The organism is Streptomyces sp. NPDC001663, from assembly GCF_042893105.1.
Taxonomy (GTDB): Bacteria; Actinomycetota; Actinomycetes; order Streptomycetales; family Streptomycetaceae; genus Streptomyces.
The window spans coordinates 146,595-165,768 of record NZ_JBIAUR010000018.1 but is presented as its reverse complement, the minus strand read 5'-3'; the positions used below and the strand labels follow the sequence as shown (position 1 = coordinate 165,768).

The 19,174-nt window shown below is 71.0% G+C and carries 19 protein-coding genes; 10 read left to right on the top strand and 9 right to left on the bottom strand.

Translation table 11 applies throughout. The annotated features are described in order from the left end of the window. Positions 1-12 precede the first annotated feature (12 nt). Genes ectB through thpD form a run of 3 tightly spaced genes read left to right on the top strand, consistent with a single transcriptional unit; the run spans position 13 to position 2,644 of the window. Positions 13-1,284 (top strand): diaminobutyrate--2-oxoglutarate transaminase, encoded by a 1,272-nt coding sequence (gene ectB / locus ACFY1L_RS43745; RefSeq protein WP_388838217.1) that lies wholly within the window; start codon positions 13-15, stop codon positions 1,282-1,284. A gap of 52 nt (positions 1,285-1,336) precedes the next feature. Continuing rightward, positions 1,337-1,741, top strand: a complete 405-nt coding sequence (locus ACFY1L_RS43740) for an ectoine synthase (RefSeq protein WP_388838214.1) — start codon at positions 1,337-1,339, stop codon at positions 1,739-1,741. Positions 1,742-1,747: 6 nt separating this feature from the next. Continuing rightward, positions 1,748-2,644: an ectoine hydroxylase gene (gene thpD / locus ACFY1L_RS43735; RefSeq protein ID WP_388838211.1), complete on the top strand. Its 897-nt coding sequence runs from the start codon at positions 1,748-1,750 to the stop codon at positions 2,642-2,644. 42 nt (positions 2,645-2,686) lie between these two features. Here thpD and ACFY1L_RS43730 read toward each other — a convergent pair whose 3' ends face one another. The 6 genes from ACFY1L_RS43730 to ACFY1L_RS43705 form a co-directional block, all read right to left on the bottom strand. After that, entirely contained in the window at positions 2,687-3,691 is a 1,005-nt protein-coding gene (locus tag ACFY1L_RS43730; protein WP_388838207.1) for a maleylpyruvate isomerase family mycothiol-dependent enzyme, read from the bottom strand. 37 nt (positions 3,692-3,728) lie between these two features. After that, a complete protein-coding gene (locus tag ACFY1L_RS43725; protein WP_388838204.1) occupies positions 3,729-4,343 on the bottom strand; it encodes an RNA polymerase sigma factor in 615 nt (204 codons plus the stop codon). 45 nt (positions 4,344-4,388) lie between these two features. Continuing rightward, entirely contained in the window at positions 4,389-5,444 is a 1,056-nt protein-coding gene (locus ACFY1L_RS43720) for an aminotransferase class V-fold PLP-dependent enzyme (RefSeq protein ID WP_388838201.1), read from the bottom strand. A gap of 95 nt (positions 5,445-5,539) precedes the next feature. Further along, entirely contained in the window at positions 5,540-6,256 is a 717-nt protein-coding gene (locus ACFY1L_RS43715) for a DsbA family oxidoreductase (RefSeq protein ID WP_388838198.1), read from the bottom strand. A gap of 68 nt (positions 6,257-6,324) precedes the next feature. Then, on the bottom strand, positions 6,325-6,831 hold the full coding sequence (locus tag ACFY1L_RS43710) for a GNAT family N-acetyltransferase (RefSeq protein WP_388838195.1): 507 nt from the start codon (positions 6,829-6,831) through the stop codon (positions 6,325-6,327). After that, a complete protein-coding gene (locus tag ACFY1L_RS43705) occupies positions 6,828-7,823 on the bottom strand; it encodes a GlxA family transcriptional regulator (RefSeq protein WP_388838192.1) in 996 nt (331 codons plus the stop codon). Before ACFY1L_RS43705 ends, ACFY1L_RS43710 begins: the two co-directional genes overlap by 4 nt. Before the next feature lie 70 nt (positions 7,824-7,893). Between ACFY1L_RS43705 and ACFY1L_RS43700 the strand changes: the two genes are divergently transcribed. Next, complete coding sequence (locus tag ACFY1L_RS43700) at positions 7,894-9,261, top strand: MFS transporter (RefSeq protein ID WP_388838189.1); 1,368 nt, start codon at positions 7,894-7,896, stop codon at positions 9,259-9,261. A 33-nt stretch (positions 9,262-9,294) separates the two neighbouring features. Here the strand turns inward: ACFY1L_RS43700 and ACFY1L_RS43695 are convergent, their stop codons facing one another. Together ACFY1L_RS43695 and ACFY1L_RS43690 are read right to left on the bottom strand one after the other, a co-directional pair. Next, a complete protein-coding gene (locus tag ACFY1L_RS43695) occupies positions 9,295-9,903 on the bottom strand; it encodes a DUF1349 domain-containing protein (protein WP_388838186.1) in 609 nt (202 codons plus the stop codon). Between the two features lie 47 nt (positions 9,904-9,950). Next, positions 9,951-11,480, bottom strand: coding sequence for an aldehyde dehydrogenase (NADP(+)) (locus ACFY1L_RS43690; protein WP_388838183.1), 1,530 nt, complete (start codon positions 11,478-11,480; stop codon positions 9,951-9,953). A gap of 121 nt (positions 11,481-11,601) precedes the next feature. Between ACFY1L_RS43690 and ACFY1L_RS43685 the strand changes: the two genes are divergently transcribed. The 6 genes from ACFY1L_RS43685 to ACFY1L_RS43660 all read left to right on the top strand — a co-directional run bounded on the left by ACFY1L_RS43685 (position 11,602) and on the right by ACFY1L_RS43660 (position 17,578). Then, positions 11,602-12,375 (top strand): IclR family transcriptional regulator, encoded by a 774-nt coding sequence (locus ACFY1L_RS43685; RefSeq protein ID WP_388838181.1) that lies wholly within the window; start codon positions 11,602-11,604, stop codon positions 12,373-12,375. Between the two features lie 18 nt (positions 12,376-12,393). Further along, on the top strand, positions 12,394-12,864 hold the full coding sequence (locus ACFY1L_RS43680) for a GNAT family N-acetyltransferase (RefSeq protein ID WP_388838178.1): 471 nt from the start codon (positions 12,394-12,396) through the stop codon (positions 12,862-12,864). 80 nt (positions 12,865-12,944) lie between these two features. Further along, positions 12,945-13,958: a hypothetical protein gene (locus ACFY1L_RS43675; RefSeq protein WP_388838175.1), complete on the top strand. Its 1,014-nt coding sequence runs from the start codon at positions 12,945-12,947 to the stop codon at positions 13,956-13,958. Next, positions 13,955-15,211, top strand: a complete 1,257-nt coding sequence (locus ACFY1L_RS43670) for a sensor histidine kinase (RefSeq protein ID WP_388838172.1) — start codon at positions 13,955-13,957, stop codon at positions 15,209-15,211. Before ACFY1L_RS43675 ends, ACFY1L_RS43670 begins: the two co-directional genes overlap by 4 nt. 200 nt (positions 15,212-15,411) lie before the next feature. After that, on the top strand, positions 15,412-16,071 hold the full coding sequence (locus ACFY1L_RS43665) for a response regulator (RefSeq protein WP_388838169.1): 660 nt from the start codon (positions 15,412-15,414) through the stop codon (positions 16,069-16,071). A gap of 55 nt (positions 16,072-16,126) precedes the next feature. Then, on the top strand, positions 16,127-17,578 hold the full coding sequence (locus tag ACFY1L_RS43660) for a peptidoglycan D,D-transpeptidase FtsI family protein (RefSeq protein ID WP_388838477.1): 1,452 nt from the start codon (positions 16,127-16,129) through the stop codon (positions 17,576-17,578). 10 nt (positions 17,579-17,588) lie between these two features. Here ACFY1L_RS43660 and ACFY1L_RS43655 read toward each other — a convergent pair whose 3' ends face one another. Then, positions 17,589-19,040 carry an NCS2 family permease gene (locus ACFY1L_RS43655; RefSeq protein WP_388838166.1) on the bottom strand — a complete coding sequence of 484 codons (1,452 nt, stop codon included), beginning with the start codon at positions 19,038-19,040 and terminating at the stop codon, positions 17,589-17,591. Positions 19,041-19,174 lie beyond the last annotated feature (134 nt).

The following is a 19,174-nucleotide window of genomic DNA, read 5'->3' as shown; positions in this document are numbered from 1 at the left end:
GAGCGATTCGTCGTGACCATCACCCAGCCCGACCTCAGCGTCTTCGAGACCCTCGAGTCCGAGGTGCGCAGCTACTGCCGCGGCTGGCCCACCGTCTTCGACCGTGCGCACGGCAGCCGCATGTACGACGAGGACGGCCATGAGTACCTGGACTTCTTCGCCGGGGCCGGCTCGCTGAACTACGGGCACAACAACCCCGTCCTGAAACGGGCGTTGATCGACTACCTGGAGCGGGACGGCGTCACGCACGGGCTCGACATGTCGACCACCGCCAAGCGTTCCTTCCTGCAGACCTTCCAGGACCTGGTGCTGCGGCCGCGCGACCTGCCGTACAAGGTCATGTTCCCGGGGCCGACCGGCACCAACGCCGTGGAGTCCGCGCTGAAGCTGGCGCGGAAGGTGAAGGGGCGCGAGGCCATCGTGTCGTTCACCAACGCCTTCCACGGGATGTCGCTCGGCTCGCTGGCCGTCACCGGCAACGCCTTCAAGCGGGCCGGCGCCGGGATTCCGCTCGTGCACGGCACGCCCATGCCGTTCGACAACTACTTCGAGGGCACGGTCCCCGACTTCCTGTGGTTCGAGCGGCTCCTGGAGGACCAGGGCTCCGGGCTCAACAAGCCGGCCGCCGTGATCGTGGAGACCGTGCAGGGCGAGGGCGGCATCAATGTCGCGCGGCCCGAGTGGCTGCGGGCGCTGGCCGAGCTGTGCGAGCGGCAGGACATGCTGCTGATCGTCGACGACATCCAGATGGGCTGCGGGCGGACCGGTGCCTTCTTCTCCTTCGAGGAGGCGGGCATCACCCCGGACATCGTCACCGTGTCGAAGTCCATCAGCGGCTACGGACTGCCCATGTCCCTCTGCCTGTTCAAGCCGGAGCTGGACATCTGGGAGCCGGGCGAGCACAACGGCACCTTCCGCGGCAACAACCCCGCCTTCGTCACGGCCACCGCCGCCCTGGAGGCGTACTGGGCGGACGGGTCCGCGATGGAGAAGCAGACCCGTGCGCGCGGTGAGCAGATCGAAGAGGCGCTCGCCGCCATCGCCGAGGAGAACCGCGCCGACGTCAAGGAGTACCGCGGCCGCGGGCTCGTGTGGGGCATGGAGTTCCACGACAAGGAGCGGGCCGGGCGGATCGCGTCGCGCGCCTTCGAACTCGGTCTGCTCATCGAGACGTCGGGCCCCGAGAGCGAGGTCGTGAAGCTGCTTCCGGCGCTCACCGTCACCGCCGACGAGCTCGACGAGGGGCTGAGCGTCCTCGCCCGCTCCGTACGCGAGACGGCCTGAACCACCCCCTCAACACACGTAGTTGGCACCACCTAGGAGGCATCGCAGCACCGTGATCGTCCGTTCGTTCAAGGAGATCGAAGGCACCGACCGGCACGTGAAATCGGCGTCCGGCACCTGGGAGAGCAAACGCATCGTCCTCGCCAAGGAGAGGGTCGGCTTCTCCCTGCACGAGACGATCCTGTACGCGGGTACGGAGACGTCGATGTGGTACGCGAACCACATCGAGGCCGTCGTGTGCGTCGAGGGCGAGGCCGAGCTCACCGACGACGAGACCGGGCAGAAGTACACGATCACGCCCGGGACCATGTACCTCCTCGACGGGCACGAGCGGCACACGATGCGGATCAAGGAGGACTTCCGCTGCATCTGCGTGTTCAACCCGCCCGTGACCGGTCGGGAGGACCACGACGCCAACGGCGTCTACCCGCTGCTCACCGAGCCCGAGGAGGTGTGACATCACATGACTGCCACCACCGGCATCACTGATCTCTATCCCAGCCGCGGCGCCACCGAGGTGTCCGTCCCTCGCCAGGACCCCGTCGTGTGGGGTTCCCCCGACACGCCGGGTCCGATCCCGGCCGGCGACCTCCAGTCGTTCGAGCGCGACGGCTTCCTGGCCATCGACCAGCTCATCGCTCCGGACGAGGTCGCCGTCTACCACCGGGAGTTGGAGCGCCTGGTCACCGATCCGGCGATCCGGGCCGACGAGCGCTCGATCGTCGAGCCGAAGTCCAAGGAGATCCGCTCCGTCTTCGAGGTGCACAGGATCAGCGAGGTGTTCGCGAACCTCGTGCGCGACGAGCGGGTCGTCGGCCGGGCCCGGCAGATCCTCGGCTCGGACGTGTACGTCCACCAGTCGCGGATCAACGTCAAGCCGGGCTTCGGGGCCAGCGGCTTCTACTGGCACTCGGACTTCGAGACCTGGCACGCCGAGGACGGCCTGCCCAACATGCGCACGGTGTCCGTCTCGATCGCGCTGACCGAGAACTACGACACCAACGGCGGCCTCATGATCATGCCGGGGTCGCACCGCACGTTCCTGGGCTGCGCCGGCGCCACGCCCGAGGACAACTACAAGAAGTCGCTGCAGATGCAGGACGCGGGCACGCCCTCGGACGAGGCGCTGACCAAGATGGCGGGCGAGTACGGCATCAAGCTCTTCACGGGCAGGGCCGGTTCGGCGACCTGGTTCGACTGCAACTGCATGCACGGCTCCGGCGACAACATCACACCGTTCCCGCGCAGCAACGTCTTCATCGTGTTCAACAGCGTGGAGAACAAGGCCGTGGAGCCGTTCGCGGCGCCCATCCGGCGGCCGGAGTTCATTGGCGCGAGGGACTTCACGCCGGTGAAGTGAACAGGCGCTGAGGGAAAGGGCGGCGGCACAGGCCTCAAGGCTTCACAGCCAGGCCAGTGACGCCGCCCTTTCCAGTACGTTCCTGACGGCGCCCTCGTCGCCCGAGGCGCCGCGCGGCACCTCCTCGGGTGTGTACCGGCCGCCGACGAGGAGGCAGAAGTCGACCGGATCCAGGGCGAGTTCGGCCCGTACGGGTTCGTCCTCGGACCCCAGCACCCACTGCGGACCGCCGTCGATCGCGAACAGCACCGGCGGTGCGGTGGGGCCGAGCGCGAGGCCGAGGATGCGGACGGCCAGGCGGACCAGCTGGCCCAGGTGCTCGGCGGGCGGCGGCGGGACGGCGAGGCCCAGGGCGCGGCCGATGTCGTCGGTGTGGATCCACGCCTCGAAGGCCCGCACCACGAAGTGGTCGGCGACGGGCAGCCGTACGCCCATCAAGGTCGTTGCCGTGGCCGCCAGTTGGGGGTCGCGGGCCTCGGGTGAGGCGAGCAGGTCGGCGGCCTGCGCGGACCAGTCGGCGACCGTCTCCTCGGGAGTGCGGCCGTGCTCGTGCTCGATGACGTCGGCACTACGGCGGTTCCAGGCGTCCTCCCAGTTCGCGCCCTCCGGCACCGGGGAGGCCGGCAGCCGCGCCGCGATGCCGAGCCGCCCGGCGAGGGGCTCGTCGGCGGCGAGCAGGTGGGCGAGGGTCGCGTGGACGTCCCAGTCGTGCACGACCGGGGTGCCCCAGCGGCCGTCGGCCTCGGGCAGCAGCGCCTTGAGCCCGGCGACGGCGGCGGCGTAGGGTGCGGCATGCGCGGCGACACCGGGCACGGCCGGGCGGGCGCGCAGGGCGAAGGACACGATGTCGGGCGTGGGGCGCGCGTGCGCACCGTTCGGCCCCGGTCCGTCCAGGAGCCGTACGGTCTCCCGGAGCCGTTCCGCCTCCGCCGCGCAGGCCTCGCACTCGGCGAGGTGCCCCGGGACCGTCCGCCCCTCGGCCGGCGGGAGCGCGCCGAAGGCCCATGCGGCCAGCAGGTCGCGCACGCCGTCGTGGTCGTCGGTCACCGCACACCTCGCTTCCCTGCCGCACACCCTGCCGCCATCATGCGCCCCTTTCCAGCGCCGGGTCGGGTGGGTCGGCCAAAGACTCGGCCAAGGTGCGTAAAGCCGTGCGCAAGCGGGTCTTGGCGGTGCCCTCCGGGATGCCGAGTTCCACGGCGGCCTGCCGGTAGGTGCGACCCGCGAAGTAGGCCAGGTGCACCACCTCCCGCTGGGGCTGCGGGAGTTCGGCGAGGGCGCTGTGCAGCAGGAGGGAGCGTTCGCGGTCGACGACCGTCTCGTCGGGGCCGGGTGCCGCGTCCGGGATGGCGTGCAGTGCCAAGTCGTCGGCGCGGGCGTCCTTGCGGTGCCGGGCCTCGCTGCGCACCCAGTCCACGGCCCGCCGGTGGGCGAGCATGGACAGCCAGGTGCGCAGGCTGCCCCGGTCCGCGTCGAAGGCGTACGGCCTGCTCCACAGCTGGGCGAAGACCTCCTGCGCCACGTCCTCGGCGGCGGCCGGGCTGTGCGTGACCCGCACGGCGACCGCCCGCACCAGCCCGCCGTACGCCGCGTACGCCTCGGCCAGCGCGGACTCGTCCCCGTAGACCAGCCGCCTGTGCAGCTCCGCGTCGGAAAGCTGTACGGACGTATCGCCCGTGGACTCCACCGGCACCACCACCCCTGGTGCCCTTCCTAGCGTCCCGGAACGGCCCGCGCCAGTGGTTCAGGAAGACAGGACGTCGAGCAGGCGTTCGACGTCGGCGGATGTGTTGTACAGGTGGAAGGAAGCCCGCAGGTTGCCCGCGCGGTCGGAGAGCTCGATGCCCGCCCTGCTCAGGTCAGGCTGGCGGTGGCCGAGCCCGGGCACCGAGACGATCGCCGAGCCGGGTGCGGGCAGGGGTTCGTGGCCGAGGTCGCGCAGGCCGGTGCGGAAGCGGTCGGCGAGGGCGAGGTCGTGGGTGCGTACGGCGTCCACGCCGAGTTCCTCGATCAGCGCGAGGGAGTGGCGCACTCCGGCGTACGCGAAAAGGCCCGGGCTGATGTCGAACCGCCGTGCGGAGTGGGCGAGTTCCTGGATCGGGCCGTAGCAGCTCTCCCAGGGGTTCTCGCCGGCGAACCAGCCCGCCAGGATCGGCGTCAGCCCGCCGAGGTCCTCCGGGACGACGAGGAAGGTCGCACCGTGCGGGCCGATCAGCCACTTGAAGCCGGTGGAGACGGTGAAGTCGTACGCGTCGCCGTCCATCTCCAGCCAGCCGGCGGCCTGGGAGAAGTCGACGTAGGTGCGCGCCCCGTGCGCCCGGGCCGCCTCCTTGAGCGCGGGGAGGTCGGCGATCCGGCCGTCCGCGGACTGGGCGGCGCTGACCGCGACGACTGCGGTCTCCGGCCGGACGGCGTCGGCGATCCGCTCCAGCGGCACGGCCCGCACCTTGAGGTCGCCGCGGGCGTGGAAGGGGTTCACGACGGAGGTGAAGTCGCCCTCGGCGGTGAGGACTTCGGCACCGGCGGGCAGCGAGGCGGCCACCACCCCGGAGTACGTGGCGGCGGAGGAGCCCGCCGCCACCCGGGTCACCGGGACGCCGGCCAGCCGGGCGAAGGAGGCGCGGGCGGCCTCCACGTCCGCGAAGAGCGGGTCGAGCGGCCGGCCCTCGGCCTGGATGCGCACGGCTTCGTGCAGGGCGGCCACGGTACGGGCCGGCAGCAGCCCGCAGCTCGCGGTGTTCAGGTAGGTGTTCTTCGGGGCGAACTCGGCACGGACGAGGCTCTCGAAGGTCGTCTCCATGGCTCCACTGTGGGCCCGGGGGACCTCATAGTCCATTGCCGATTTTTACGTGGTTTCACTAAGCAGCGCTTATAGATCTGCCCCCACCTGCTGCTTTACTGCTGCGGCACCGCGCACCCGTCGGGACCGCACGCCTCCGCGCCACCCTCGTCGATGAGCTTGAGCGGGGAACGCTCGCCCCACGCCTGGGCCAGAGCCTGGGTGAACACCTCGGCGGGCTGGGCGCCGGAGACGCCGTACTTGCGGTCGAGGACGAAGAAGGGCACGCCGTTCGCGCCGAGCTGGGCGGCCTCGCGCTCGTCGGCGCGGACCTCGTCGGCGTAGGCGGTGGGGTCGGCGAGGACCTTGCGGACGTCGTCCGCGTCCAGCCCGGCGGCGACGGCGAGCTCCACCAGCCGCTCGTCGCCCTCGCTGAAGAGGGACCGCTCCTCGGCGAAGTTCGCCTTGTAGAGGCTCTGGATCAGCTCGTCCTGCCGGCCCTGCTCCTTGGCGAGGTGCAGCAGACGGTGCATGTCGAAGGTGTTGCCGTGGTCACGGCCGCGGGTGCGGTACTCCAGGCCCTCGGCGGCGGCCTGCGCGCCCAGGTTCTCCTCGCCGGCCTGCGCCTGGGCCTCGCTCATGCCGTACTTCTTGGTGAGCATGGTGATCACCGGCTGGATGTCGCCCTTGGCGCGGCCCGGGTCCAGCTCGAAGGAGCGGTGCACCACCTCGACCTGGTCGCGGTGCGGGAAGGCGTCGAGGGCCTTCTCGAAGCGGGCCTTGCCTACGTAGCACCACGGGCACGCTATGTCCGACCAGATCTCGACCTTCATGTTCTCTCCAGCTCGTACGGGTACGGAGACACCCTCCGCCAAGTGGATGAACGTTCAAGCAGGGACGATCATTCCCCCGGCACGGAGTAGCGCAGGAAGAGGTGGTGGTCGCCCTCGGCCGGCGGGTTCTCCGGGTCCGGGACCCAGCCCCGGCCGGCGTAGAAGGCCTGGGCGCGCTCGTTGTCGACGTGCACGTCGAGGACGGCCGTACGCCTGCCGTCGGCGCGCCACTGCTCGACGCAGGCGGAGTGCAGGGCCGTACCGATGCCGGAGCGCCACTGGTCGGGGTCGACGTGGAACTGGAAGAGCTTGACCGTTTCCCCGGAGGCGTCCTCAGGGGTGCGGAAGGAGGCGATGCCGACCAGGCGGGAGTCGCGGACGGCGCACAGGACGTGGCCGTCGGGGCGCTCGATGGCCTCGCGCCAGCGGGCCCGCCAGTCGTGGCCGTCGTCCGGGAGGCCGTCGGGGTAGTAGGTGGACCGGGCGCGTGCGTGCAGTTGGGCGACGGCCTCGGCCTCCACGGGCAGGGCGGTTCTGATCACCACCGTGTCGACGGTCCGGTTCGTTCTGATCATGCAGCGGAGGACGAGTCCGCCGGGGCCGTGGTTCCCAGCCGGCTGAACTGCGCCCGGTAGGCGCTCGGCGTCAGACCGGTCCGGCGCACCACATGGGTCCGCAGGGAGTCGGCCGTACCCAGGCCGCAGGCGCGGGCCAGCCGGTCCATGGGGAGGGTGGTGGTCTCCAGGAGTTCCCTGGCGCGCTCGATGCGCTGGTGGAGCAGCCACTGCAGGGGGCTGACCCCGCTCTCGGCGTGGAAGCGGCGGGTGAGGGTGCGCACGGAGACGCCCGCGTGGCGGGCCAGGTCGGTGAGGGTGAGGGGCTTGTCGAGGTTGCGCATGGCCCAGCCGCGGGTGTCGGCGCAGGCGGTGCCGCGCTCGGGCGGCAGCGGGGTGTGCGTGAACTGGGTCTGGCCGCCCGGCCGTACGGGCGCGACCAGGGTGAGGCGGGCGACCTCGTTGGCGACGGCGGCGCCGTAGTCGGTGCGGATGATGTGCAGGCACAGGTCGATGCCGGCGGCGTACCCGGACGCGGTCACGAACGGGCCGTCCTGCACGTACAGCACGTCTCCGCGCAGGTCGACCTGCGGGTACCGCCTGCGCAGCTCCTCTGCGTGCGCCCAGTAGGTCGTGGCCCTGCGGCCCTCGAGCAGGCCCGCCTCGGCGAGCTGGAAGGCGCCGGTGCACAGGGAGGCGATGCGCTTGCCGTCGGCGGCCGCCTCCTTGACGGCGGCCACGATCCGCGGGTCCGGTTCATAGGGCGCACCGGTGCCGGCGACGACCACGGTATCCGCCCCGCGCAGGGCGTCGAGGCCGTCGCGCACATACAGGTCGAGACCGCCGGAGGTGGGCACCGGCCCCGGCTCGGCGGCACAGACGACCACCTCGTACCCCGGCCGCCCGTCCACCTCGACCTTGCCGAAGAGCAGCTCCGGAATGGCCAGGTTGAACATCGAGACGGGCGAGGGCGCGATGACGGCGATGCGGTGCGGTGTCCGCTTCCTCGGCATGGCCAGAACCTCCGGGAGTATGGCATTCAGGCCACTACTGTACGGCGCCGTGGATCCGCAGCATGGACGCATGACGACGAACCAGACGGTCACCGGCGATGAACTCGCCACCCACGGGCGGGAGTTGGGACCCGATCGGTCCTCCCCCGCGCTCACCCTCACCGCCGCTCTCCTCGGCTTCGCGCTGATCTGCCTCGACGCGTCCGTGGTGAACGTGGCCCTGCCCGCGATCGGCCACTCCCTCGGCGCCGGGATGTCCGGTCTGCAGTGGGTGGTGGACGCGTACACCCTGCCCTTCGCCGCGCTGATGCTCTCCACCGGTGCCTTCTCGGACCGTGCGGGGGCGAGCCGCGCGTTCGCGCTCGGCACCTCGGTCTTCGCGCTCGCCTCGGCGGCCTGCGGACTGGCGCCGAACCTGCCGTTCCTGATCGGGGCACGGGTGGCGCAGGGCATGGCGGCGGCCGTCGTCCTCCCGGCTTCGCTGGCGCTGGTGCGGCAGGCGTTCCCGGAACCGGCGCGGCGGGCGCGGGCGGTGGCGACCTGGGCCGCCGGGGGTTCGGCGGCGGTGGCGCTGGGGCCGGTGGCGGGCGGTCTGCTGACGACCGCCTGGGACTGGCGGGGGATCTTCTTCGTCAATCTGCCGGTGGGGGCGCTGATCCTGGCGCTGCTCGTACGGGCGCCGCGGTCGAAGCGGCGGCCGGCGCCGCTGGATGTGCCGGGGCAGGTTGCCGCCGTGGTGGCTCTGACTGCCCTGACCTTCGCGGTGATCGAGGGCGGTACGGCGGGATGGGTGGCGGCGGGAGTCGCCGTCCTCGCGGCCGTCGCGTTCTTCCGGATCGAGGCGCGCAGTCCCCACCCGGTCGTCCCGCTCGGGCTGTTCCGCAACCGGACGGTGGCGGTCGCGGTCGCCGCGGGGGCGGCGGTGAGTGTGGCCTTCTACAGCGTGGTGTTCGTCTTCTCGCTGTTCTTCCAGCAGGTCCAGGGGCTGTCGGCGCTGCGGGCCGGGCTGGCGTTCCTGCCCATGACGGGTCTGATCGCGGTGACGAATGTCGTGGCGGGCAAGCTCGCGGGGCGGTACGGGGCGAAGGTGCCGATGCTGGTGGGGCAGGCGCTGGCCGTCGTGGGACTGCTGGTTCTGTTGTACGTCTCTGCCGGCACGTCTTCTGTGCTGGTGGCCGTGCTGCTGGTGCCGTTGGCGCTGGGGTGTGCGTTGACGGTGCCGCCGCTGACGGCCGCGATGATGGATGCGGTGCCGGTGGAGCGGGCGGGGGTGGCGGCGGGAGTGTTGAACGCTGCGCGGCAGGTGGCCGGGGGGTTGGGGATCGCGGTGTTCGGGGCGTTGGTCTCCGACGGTTTTGCGGGTGGGATGCGGATGGCGTTGGCGATCAGCGCGGGGTTGTTGGTGGTGACAGGTGCGGCCACGTCTCGGTTGCGGTGAGTGCTGGGGGCTCTGCCCCCAGACGGGCTGAAATCAGCTTCCGTCTCTTAGATCGGCAGGCCAGCTGTCGCGGAACTCCATGTGGTCGTACGTCACCACGCAGCCCTCCCCCATCGGGGACTGCGTCATGAAGCCGACCAGGGCCGCGTCGGACTCCTTCTCGCCGGCCAGGGTGAAGAGGCGGACGAAGGTCCAGTGTTCGCCGTCGCGGGAGGCGTGGAAGGCGAAGGCGCGGCCGGTGCGGCTCACCCGGAGCCAGACCGAACTGCCCTCCACAGTGAAGGAGTTGGCGTCGTCGGAGTGCCCCCGGGTGACCACCGTGCAGACGGTGGGCACGTCCGGGGAGTACTCCAGGCACAATTTGGCCCAGGCCCGGTCGTTGACATGGACGTAGAGCACTCCGGCGTCGAAGGCCCCGGCGAACCCGACTGTGACCCGGGCGATCAGCTGGAAGTCCCCTTCGGGCGCCCCCAGCAGCCGCGGCGCATCGGACGCAGGGTCCAACGCCTCCCCGGTGGGCGGTACGAACCGATCCTGCCGGGGCCCGGCCCATCCGGTGAGCACACCGTCCTCGTAGGACCAGTGCCCGTCGGGTCCGTAGGTACGGAGGGCGAAGGGCAGTTCGGGAAGTTCCACGTCCATCCAGTGAGTGTGTCAGCTACGGGTGTTCGATGCGGGCCCGGGGTTGTTCAGCGCTCGAGGCGGCCGTCGAAGCGGCGCGGCAGCCCCAGCGGGTTGTCGTCCCGGAGCTCGGGCGGCAGCAGAGCCTCGGGCGCGCCCTGGTAGACGACCGGCCGCATCCAGCGCTCGATCGCCGTACCGCCGACGGAGGTCGACGTGGAGGTCGTCGCCGGGTACGGGCCGCCGTGGTGCTGGGCCGGGGCGACCGCCACACCCGTCGGCCAGCCGTTGACGAGGACACGCCCCGCCAGCGGCGTCAGCTCCGCCAGGATCTCCGCGCCACGGCCTTCGCCGGCCGCCTCCTCCGTCGACAGGTGCACCGTCGCGGTCAGGTTGCCCGGCAGCCGGGACAGCACGCCCTGGACCTCGGCCTCGTCCTCGTAGCGGGCCACCACGGTGACCGGCCCGAAGCACTCCTCGAGGAGCAGGTCGTACGCCCCCTCCTCGGCCAGCTTGTCCGCCGCCACCGTCAGGAAGCCCGCGCTCACCGTGTGCTCGCTGCCGGCGCCCGGCGTCACCGGCGACTCGACCTCGGGGAGCTCCGCGCGCTCGGCGACACCGGCGATGAAGTTGTCCCGCATGCGGTGGTCCAGCAGAACGCCCGCGTCCGTGTCGCTGACCGCGTCGGTCAGGGACTTCAGGAGGCGGTCGCCCGCGGCGCCGGACGGCGCGAGCACCAGGCCCGGCTTCACGCAGAACTGTCCGACGCCCAGCGTCATGGAACCGGCGAGACCGGTACCGATCGCCTCGGCACGCTCGGCCGCCGCGGCCTCGGTCACGACGACGGGGTTCAGGGAGCCCAGCTCGCCGTGGAAGGGGATCGGAGCCGGGCGGGCGGCGGCCGCGTCGAAGAGGGCACGACCGCCTCGTACGGAACCGGTGAAGCCGGCCGCCGTGACCAGCGGGTGCTTGACCAGCTCGACGCCCGCCTCGAAGCCGTGGACCAGGCCGACGACGCCCTCGGGGATGCCGTGCGCGGCGGCCGCCCGGCGCAGGACCTTGGCGACCAGCTCGGACAGGGCCGGGTGGTCGGGGTGGGCCTTGACGACGACCGGGCAGCCGGCACCGAGCGCGCTCGCGGTGTCGCCGCCGGCGACCGAGAAGGCGAAGGGGAAGTTCGAGGCCGAGTAGACGGCGACCACGCCGAGGGGCACCTTGTAGCGGCGCAGGTCCGGGATCGGCGGGGTCGCGGTGTCGTCGGGGTGGTTGATGATCACGTCGAGGAAGGCGCCCTCGTCGACGATGTCCGCGAAGGCCCGCAACTGGTAGCAGGTGCGGGCGAGTTCGCCGGTGAGGCGGACCGGGCCGAGCGCGGTCTCGGCGTCAGCGGTCTCGACCAGCCCGTCCTTGGCGGCCTCGAGCTGCTCCGCGGCGGTGCGCAGGAACGCCGAGCGGACGGCGCGGTCGGCGAGGGAGCCGCGCGCTGCGTGCGCGGCGCGGACGGCGGTGTCCACCTCCTGGGCTGTGGCCTCCACCGCAACCTGTTCACGCTGCTTCCCGGTTCGGGGGTCGACACTCCAGACTGGTGCTGCTGCCACCGCGGGTCCCTCCAGGTGTATCTGGGTCATTCACCAGGGTTGTTCGATATGCTGAACGCTGTCTCTGATGATGAATATGCTGTTGGAGACTATTTCCCGTCGAACGAAGGGGTCAAGGGCGATGTCGGCAGCCGAGACAGGCGGCGGGGCTCAGGTCAAGTCCGCGGTGCGGACCGTTGAATTGCTGGAGTACTTCGCCGGTCGCCCCGGTATGCACTCCCTGGCGTCGGTCCAGGAGGCCGTCGGTTACCCCAAGTCCAGCCTGTACATGCTGCTGCGCACGCTGGTGGAGCTGGGCTGGGTGGAGACGGACGCGACGGGCACGCGGTACGGCATCGGCGTACGGGCGCTGCTGGTCGGCACGTCGTACATCGACGGCGACGAGGTGGTCGCGGCGGCCCGCCCGACCCTGGACCGTCTCTCGGACGACACCACGGAGACCATCCACCTGGCGCGTCTGGACGGCACCAACGTGGTCTACCTGGCCACCCGCCAGTCGCAGCACTATCTGCGCCCCTTCACCCGCGTCGGCCGCCGCCTCCCGGCCCACTCCACCTCGCTCGGCAAGGCGCTGCTCAGTACTTACTCGGACGAGCAGGTCCGCAAGATGCTGCCCGAGACCCTCCCCGCCCTGACCGAGAACACGATCATCGACCGGGAGAAGCTCATCGAGGAGCTGCACCAGGTGCGTGAGCAGGGCTTCGCGGTGGACCGCGAGGAGAACACGCTGGGCCTGCGCTGCTTCGGCGTGGCGATCCCGTACCGCACCCCGGCGCGCGACGCGATCAGCTGCTCGGTGCCGGTGGCCCGCCTCACGCCCGCACACGAACAGATGGTGAAGGACGCGCTGTTCGATGCCCGGGACCGCCTGACGCTGGCGACCCGCAGGCTGTGACTCCTAGGCTCTGACTTCATGAACATCGTTCTGCGCGAAGTCCACGACAGCGATCTGCCGGTCTTCTACCGGCAGATGAACGATCCGGAGGCCGCTCACATGGCGGCCTTCACCCCCGAGAACCCGGCCGACTGGGACGCCTTCGAAGCCCGCTGGAAACGGATCCGGGCCTCGGACGCCCTGACCCGGACGATCCTGGCCGACGGTGACGTGGTGGGCAACGCGGCGGTGTACGGCGAGCCGGGCGAGCGCGAGGTCACGTACTGGGTGGACCGCGCCTACTGGGGGCGGGGTGTGGCCACGGCGGCACTTCGGGGGCTGCTGGACGAGGTGTCCGAACGCCCGCTGTACGCGCGTGCCGCGGCGGACAACGCCGGTTCACGGCGCGTGCTGGAGAAGTGCGGCTTCCGGTTCTCCGCGCATGCGTCGGGGTACGCCAACGCGCGCGGCGAGGAGATCGCCGAGGTCGTGCTCACGCTGGAAGGGTGAGGACATCTCCCCCGCGCGGCGGAGGGAGATCGTCACCGTGCACGACGTGCGCCCCGCCGCCCCCGCGGGAGCGTGGACGCATGTCACCGTCACTCGCACCCGCCGCCGCTCCGGTCACCGAGGTTCCCGCGCTCAGTCGTGCCCGTCGGCTGCTGCGGGGCGTCGCCGTCCTCGCCTGTGTTCCGTATCTGGGGATCAAGGTCGCCTGGGTCGCCGGGAGTCATCTCGGGATTCCCGAGGGCAGTTCGCTGCTGGAGCACCGGACCTCGATGGCCGTCGCCAACAGCCTCTCCGTCGTGCTCGACAGTGCCGTCATCGTGCTCGCGCTGGTGCTCACCCGGCCGTGGGGGCTCAGGGTGCCCGCGTGGCTGCTCGCGTTTCCGGTGTGGGTCGCCTCCGGGCTGCTCGCGCCGATCATGGCCGGGTTTCCGCTGCAGCTCCTGGTGAGGGTGTTCGGGGGGAGCGTGCACAGGAGCGACGGTGGTGAGCCGTTCCTCGACGAGTGGGTGTTCGGGGTCGTGTACACCGGGTTCATCGTGCAGGGGCTGTCGCTCGGGGCGCTGTTCGTGCTGTACGCGCGGGACCGCTGGGGGTATCTGTGGCGGGGCCGGGTGTGGGAGCTGCCGGTCGGCGTCGTCGGGGCGGCCCAGCGCGCCACCGCCGCCGCGGCCGCCGTGCTCGCCCTGTTCCCCCTCACCGTCCACGTCCTGTGGGCCTGCGGGAGCACGGCCGGGCTCAGCGAGGGGCGGGCCGACGACCGGACCGGTGACTTCTATGTCCTGGAGGCCGTGTTCGTCGCCTTCCTCGCGGCGGCCGTGGTCGGCGCCTGTCTGCTCGCCTTCCGGCGGGGGCGCGCCCTGCCCGTCAGGCTCCCGCTCGCCCTCGGCTGGGTCGGCTCCGGCGCCACGGCCTGCTGGGGCGGCTGGCTGTCGCTCGCCTCCCTGACCGGGGTGGACGACATCGCGGACCGCCCGACCCAGCTGATGAACCTCGCCTACGCTGGCCAGATGACCGTCGGCATCCTCGTGGCCACCGTCGGCGCCTACTACTTCGCCGAGCGGTCGTCCGGGGCGGCTTCGAAGCGGCCGGTGTGAAGGCGTTCGCGGCGCTGCTGTTCGGGCGGCGGGCGCGGCTGCGGTGGATCCATCTGATCCTCGGCGGTGCGCTCGCCATGCCGTACGTCCTCGTCGGCGAGGTCTTCGTCGGCCCGGTCACCGGCTCGCAGCACGTCTTCGAGCAGTTCCCCCTCCAACTCCTCTCCTTCGCCGTCGGGTTGCCCCTGGCGGCGGTCACCTCCCTGTTCCCGCTGACCCGGCCGCTGGAGGCCGGCGCGGTGCGCTGGCTGTGCGGTGTGGACGCGGGCCTGCTCGTCTACGGCCCCGCCCGCACCCGCGCCGCGAAGGGGCGCACGGCGGCGTGGTTCACGCTGCATCTGGGGTTCGGCGGGATCATCGCCGGGATGTCGCTGGCCGTACCGCCGTTCGCCGCCGTGCTGATCGCGCTGCCGGCGGTCGCGGGCCTGCGCGACACCCGCCTGGGCCTCCCCGAAGTCCTCGACCACACCTGGGCGTTGGCCCTCGCGCCGGTCGCGGGTGCCGGGTGCCTCGTGGCGCTGGCGGGCTGCGCGGCCGCGTCCGGCGCGCTCCTCGCCCACTGGGCGCCCCGGCTGCTCGGGCCCGCCCCGGAGGACCGGCTCGCGGCCGCCGAGGCCCGGGCGGCCGACCTCGCCGTCCGCAACCGGCTCGCGCGCGAGCTGCACGACTCGGTCGGCCACGCCCTCAGCGCCGTCATCCTCCAGGCGGGCGCGGCCCGCCGCGTCCTCGACACCGACCCGGAGTTCGCCCGCGAGGCGCTCGCCGCGATCGAGGACACCACCCGCCGTACGGTGGGCGAACTCGACGCCGTCCTGGGCGTGTTGAGGGACGGCGATGCTCCTGGCACGGGCCCGGCACCCACCCTCGCGGCCGACCTCGAAGGCCTCCTGCGCCGCGTCCGCGCGGGCGGGCTGCGCGTGACGGCCGCCGTCGAGACCGACCCCGCGGCCCTGCCGCCCGTGCTCTCCCGCGAGGCCTACCGCATCGTGCAGGAAGGGCTGAGCAACGCCCTCAAGCACGCCGGGGACGGGGTGCGGGTGACGCTGCGGATCACGGTCGCCGGGGGCCACCTGGAGATCGCCGTGGAGAATCCCTTCACCCCAAACCCCGTGCACCGTCCGGGCGGTGGCCACGGTCTGCGCGGCATCGCTGATCGGGCCCGGCTGCTGGGCGGCACGGCGGAGGCGGGGCAGCGGGAGGCCGACGGGACGTGGCGTGTGCAGGTACGGCTGCCGATGAAGGGCCCGGCATGACAGCCGCCGCGGCGGCCCTCATGACCGCCGCCCGAGTGCCACCCCGCACGACCACCGCCGACGAAGTACCCGCACGCCCAGCCGCAGCCGATGACGGCCCGCGCACACCGGTGCGGCCCGCAATGGCCCCTCGCACGAGCCACCGCGGCCGCCGAGAGCGCCGGGCACGAACCGCACTGGCCCCGCCGAAGGGACACCGTATGGCCCACCCGCCCCTCCGCGTCGTCATCGCCGACGACGAGCGCATGGTGCGCACCGCGCTGCGCGCCATCCTCTCCGCCGAGCCGGACCTGGAGGTCGTCGGGGAAGCGGCCACCGGCGCCGAGGCGGTGTCCGTGGTGCGGGAAGTGCGGCCCGACGTCGTGCTCATGGACGTCCGTATGCCTGACGTCGACGGCATCCGCGCCACCGAGCAGATCCTCGCCACGCTCGACGTACCGCCCCGGATCGTCGTCGTCACCACCTTCGAGAACGACTCCTACGTGTACGACGCCCTGCGCGCCGGAGCCGCCGGGTTCCTGCTCAAACGGGCCGATGCCGACGCCCTCGTGCAGGCCGTACGGCTGGTCGCGCACAGCGACAGCCTGCTGTTCCCGTCGGCCGTGCGGGCGCTGGCCGTCGAGCACGCGCGCGCGTACGCGACGCCTCCGGCCTGGGTGGCGAGGCTGACGGGCCGGGAGCGCGAGGTGCTGCGGCACATGGCGGCCGGCCTGACGAACGCCGAGATCGCACGCCGTATGGAGGTCGGACCGGCCACCGTGAAGTCGCACGTGGCGGCGGTGCTGGCGAAGACCGGCACCCGGGACCGTACCCAGGCGGTGATCGCCGCGTACGAGGCGGGCTTCATGAACACCCGATGAGAAATCCGGGCGGATGGGAACGATTCCCTCCTTCCTGTTCGTCCTTCTGGGCGGGATGAACAAGACGATCAGGCGAGCCTCCGTCTTCGCGCTGCTGCTCGTGTTCGCTCTGCTGGTCAGGGCGACGTGGGTGCAGTTCTACGACGGCAAGGCCCTCGCGGACGACAAGGACAACCGGCGCAACGCGATCGAGACGTACGCGGAGCCGCTCGGGAACATCATCGTGGCCGGGAATTCGATCACCGGTTCCTCGGCGACGAAGAACAGCGACCTCAAGTACAAGCGCACGTACAAGGACGGCAAGTTGTACGCGGCGGTGACGGGCTACGCCTCGCAGGCCTACGCCCCGACCCAGCTCGAGGGCATCTACCAGGACGTCCTCAACGGCACGGACAACCGGCTGAAGACCGTGATGGACACCGTCACCGACAAGCGAGCCGACCCGGGCGACGTGGTCACGACGATCGACCCGGACGTGCAGAAGGCGGCGTACGACGCGCTCGGCGACAAGAAGGGCGCGGCGGTCGCGATCGACCCGAAGACCGGCAAGATCCTCGCGGTCGTGTCGACGCCGTCGTACGACCCGACGTCGCTGACCGACGCCAACACGGCGGGCACGGCCTGGAAGAAGCTGAACGCCGACTCCGACAAGCCGCTCACCAACCGCGCCCTGCGCCAGCCGCTGCCGCCGGGTTCGACGTTCAAGCTGGTCGTCGCGGCGGCCGCGTTGGAGGACGGGCTGTACTCGTCGGTGGACGAGAAGACGAAGAGCCCGGACCCGTACACCCTGCCGGGCACGACCAGGGAGCTGGCGAACGAGAACCGGTCGGCGCCCTGCGAGAACGCCACGATCCGTACCGCGCTGCAGTACTCGTGCAATAACGTCTTCGCGAAGATGGCCGTCGACCTGGGCCAGGACAAGGTGAAGGCGATGGCCGAGAAGTTCGGCTTCAACGACGACGAGCAGGACGTGCCGGTGCGGGCGTACACCAGCGTCTACCCCTCCGACATGGACAGGTCGTCGACGGCCCTGACGGGCATCGGCCAGTACGACGTCACCGCGACGCCGTTGCAGATGGCGATGGTGTCGGCTGCCATAGCCAACGGCGGCAAGCTGGTCTCGCCGCACATGGTCTCGCAGATCACCGACAGCGGCGGCGACGTCCTGAAGAACTACGACGACAGCGCGGGCGCCAAGGAGATCGTCGACTCCGACACCGCCGAGCAGTTGCAGTCGGCGATGCAGACGGTCGTCGAGCAGGGCACGGGCACGAACGCAAAGATCGACGGCGCGACGGTCGGCGGCAAGACGGGCACGGCCCAGCACGGCGAGAACAACAGCCAGACCCCGTACGCCTGGTTCACGTCCTACGGCAAGGCGGACGGCAAGGAGGTCGCCGTGGCGGTGGTCGTGGAGCAGTCGAACGCGGCCCGCTCGGAGGTCAGCGGCAACGGACTGGCCGCCCCCGTGGCCAAGGCCATGATGGAGGCGGCTCTCAAGAACTGAGTCCTGTCGCCTACTTCACGCCCAGGATCTGCTCCACCGGGTCGATCGCGAAGTACACCAGGAACAGCGCGGACACACCCCAGAGCAGCCAGTGCACCTCCTTCGCCTTGCCCAGCACCGCCTTGATGACGACGTAGGCCAGGAACCCGGCGCCGATGCCGTCGGTGATCGAGTAGGTGAACGGCATCGCGGCGATGGTCAGGAACGCCGGGATCGCGATCTCGTACTTGTCCCAGTCGATGTGCTTGACGTGGGTCATCATCAGGAAGCCCACGGCGATGAGGGCCGGAGCCGCGGCCTGAAGCGGGACGATGGTCAGGAGCGGGGTCAGGAAGAGCGCGAGCCCGAAGAGACCGCCGGTGATCAGGTTCGCGAACCCGGTCCGGGCACCCTCTCCCACACCGGCCGCCGACTCGATGTACGCCGTGTTGGAGGAGGCGGACCCCAGTCCGCCGGCCACCGCAGCCGCCCCGTCGATGAACAGCACGCGCCCGATCCCCGGCACCTGCCCCTGCTCGTCGAGCAGCCCGGCCTCCGCGCTGATACCGACGATGGTCCCCATCGCGTCAAAGAAGTCCGACAGGATCAGCGTGAACACCAGCAGCACCGCGGTGAGGATGCCGGCCTTCGCGAAGCCGCCGAAGAGGCTGAAGTGACCGATGAGCCCGAAGTCCGGGGTGTCGACGATCTTGTCCGGCACCTTCGGGGTCGTAAGGCCCCAACTCTTGATGTCGGCAATGGCGTTGATGATGATCGCGACGATCGTCATGGTCACGATGCTGATCAGGATCGCGCCCTTCACCTTGCGCGCGATCAGCGCGATGGTGAGCAGCACACCGAGACAGAAGACCAGGACGGGCCAGCCGGTGAGCCTGCCGACGGCGCCCAACTGCACCGGCACGGTGGTGTTGGCGGCGTCCGGTATACGACTGACGAACCCGGCGTCGACGAAGCCGATGAAGGCGATGAACAGCCCGATGCCGACGCCGATGGCCTGCTTGAGCTGGTGCGGAATGGCGTCCATGATCGCTTTCCGCAGCCCGGTGACGACCAGGACGCAGATCAGGATGCCCTCGAGGACGACGAGCCCCATCGCGTCGGCCCAGCTCATCAGCGGCGCCAACTGGAAGGCGACCACGGCGTTGAGACCGAGGCCCGCGGCGATGGCGAGCGGCAGGTTGCCGCCGACGCCCATGATGATCGTCATCACACAGGCCACCAGGGCGGTCGCGGTGACGAGTTGGCCGGTGTCGAGGCTGTGGCCGAACTTGTCCTTCGCGCTGCCGAGGATGATGGGATTCAGGACAAGGATGTAGGCCATGGTGAAGAACGTGGCGAAGCCGCCGCGTATCTCCCGGCCGAAGGTGGACCCCCGCTCGGAGATCTTGAAGAACCGGTCGACGCCGTTCGCCGCCGGTGGCGGGCTACTTGACCGGTCGGTCACCGTCTTGGTGTCGGACATGCGGGTACTCCTTGGTGCCTGATTGATCGTGTGCGGATGCTGGCTGGATTGTTCCCGCGTTGAACGCGTTTCAGGTTTTCCTCGTGTTACGGAATCAGGGCCGACCCGTCAGACTGCGTTCGAAGCCCCGTACG

Bases quoted from the DNA above. Each gene is read 5' to 3' on its own strand.
- thpD (WP_388838211.1), top strand. From the start codon at position 1,748: ATGACTGCCACCACCGGCATCACTGATCTCTATCCCAGCCGCGGCGCC.
- ACFY1L_RS43720 (WP_388838201.1), bottom strand. From the start codon at position 5,444: ATGGAGACGACCTTCGAGAGCCTCGTCCGTGCCGAGTTCGCCCCGAAG.
- ACFY1L_RS43715 (WP_388838198.1), bottom strand. From the start codon at position 6,256: ATGAAGGTCGAGATCTGGTCGGACATAGCGTGCCCGTGGTGCTACGTA.
- ACFY1L_RS43710 (WP_388838195.1), bottom strand. From the start codon at position 6,831: ATGATCAGAACGAACCGGACCGTCGACACGGTGGTGATCAGAACCGCC.
- ACFY1L_RS43705 (WP_388838192.1), bottom strand. From the start codon at position 7,823: ATGCCGAGGAAGCGGACACCGCACCGCATCGCCGTCATCGCGCCCTCG.
- ACFY1L_RS43700 (WP_388838189.1), top strand. From the start codon at position 7,894: ATGACGACGAACCAGACGGTCACCGGCGATGAACTCGCCACCCACGGG.
- ACFY1L_RS43695 (WP_388838186.1), bottom strand. From the start codon at position 9,903: ATGGACGTGGAACTTCCCGAACTGCCCTTCGCCCTCCGTACCTACGGA.
- ACFY1L_RS43685 (WP_388838181.1), top strand. From the start codon at position 11,602: ATGTCGGCAGCCGAGACAGGCGGCGGGGCTCAGGTCAAGTCCGCGGTG.
- ACFY1L_RS43680 (WP_388838178.1), top strand. From the start codon at position 12,394: ATGAACATCGTTCTGCGCGAAGTCCACGACAGCGATCTGCCGGTCTTC.
- ACFY1L_RS43675 (WP_388838175.1), top strand. From the start codon at position 12,945: ATGTCACCGTCACTCGCACCCGCCGCCGCTCCGGTCACCGAGGTTCCC.
- ACFY1L_RS43665 (WP_388838169.1), top strand. From the start codon at position 15,412: ATGGCCCACCCGCCCCTCCGCGTCGTCATCGCCGACGACGAGCGCATG.
- ACFY1L_RS43660 (WP_388838477.1), top strand. From the start codon at position 16,127: ATGAACAAGACGATCAGGCGAGCCTCCGTCTTCGCGCTGCTGCTCGTG.
- ACFY1L_RS43655 (WP_388838166.1), bottom strand. From the start codon at position 19,040: ATGTCCGACACCAAGACGGTGACCGACCGGTCAAGTAGCCCGCCACCG.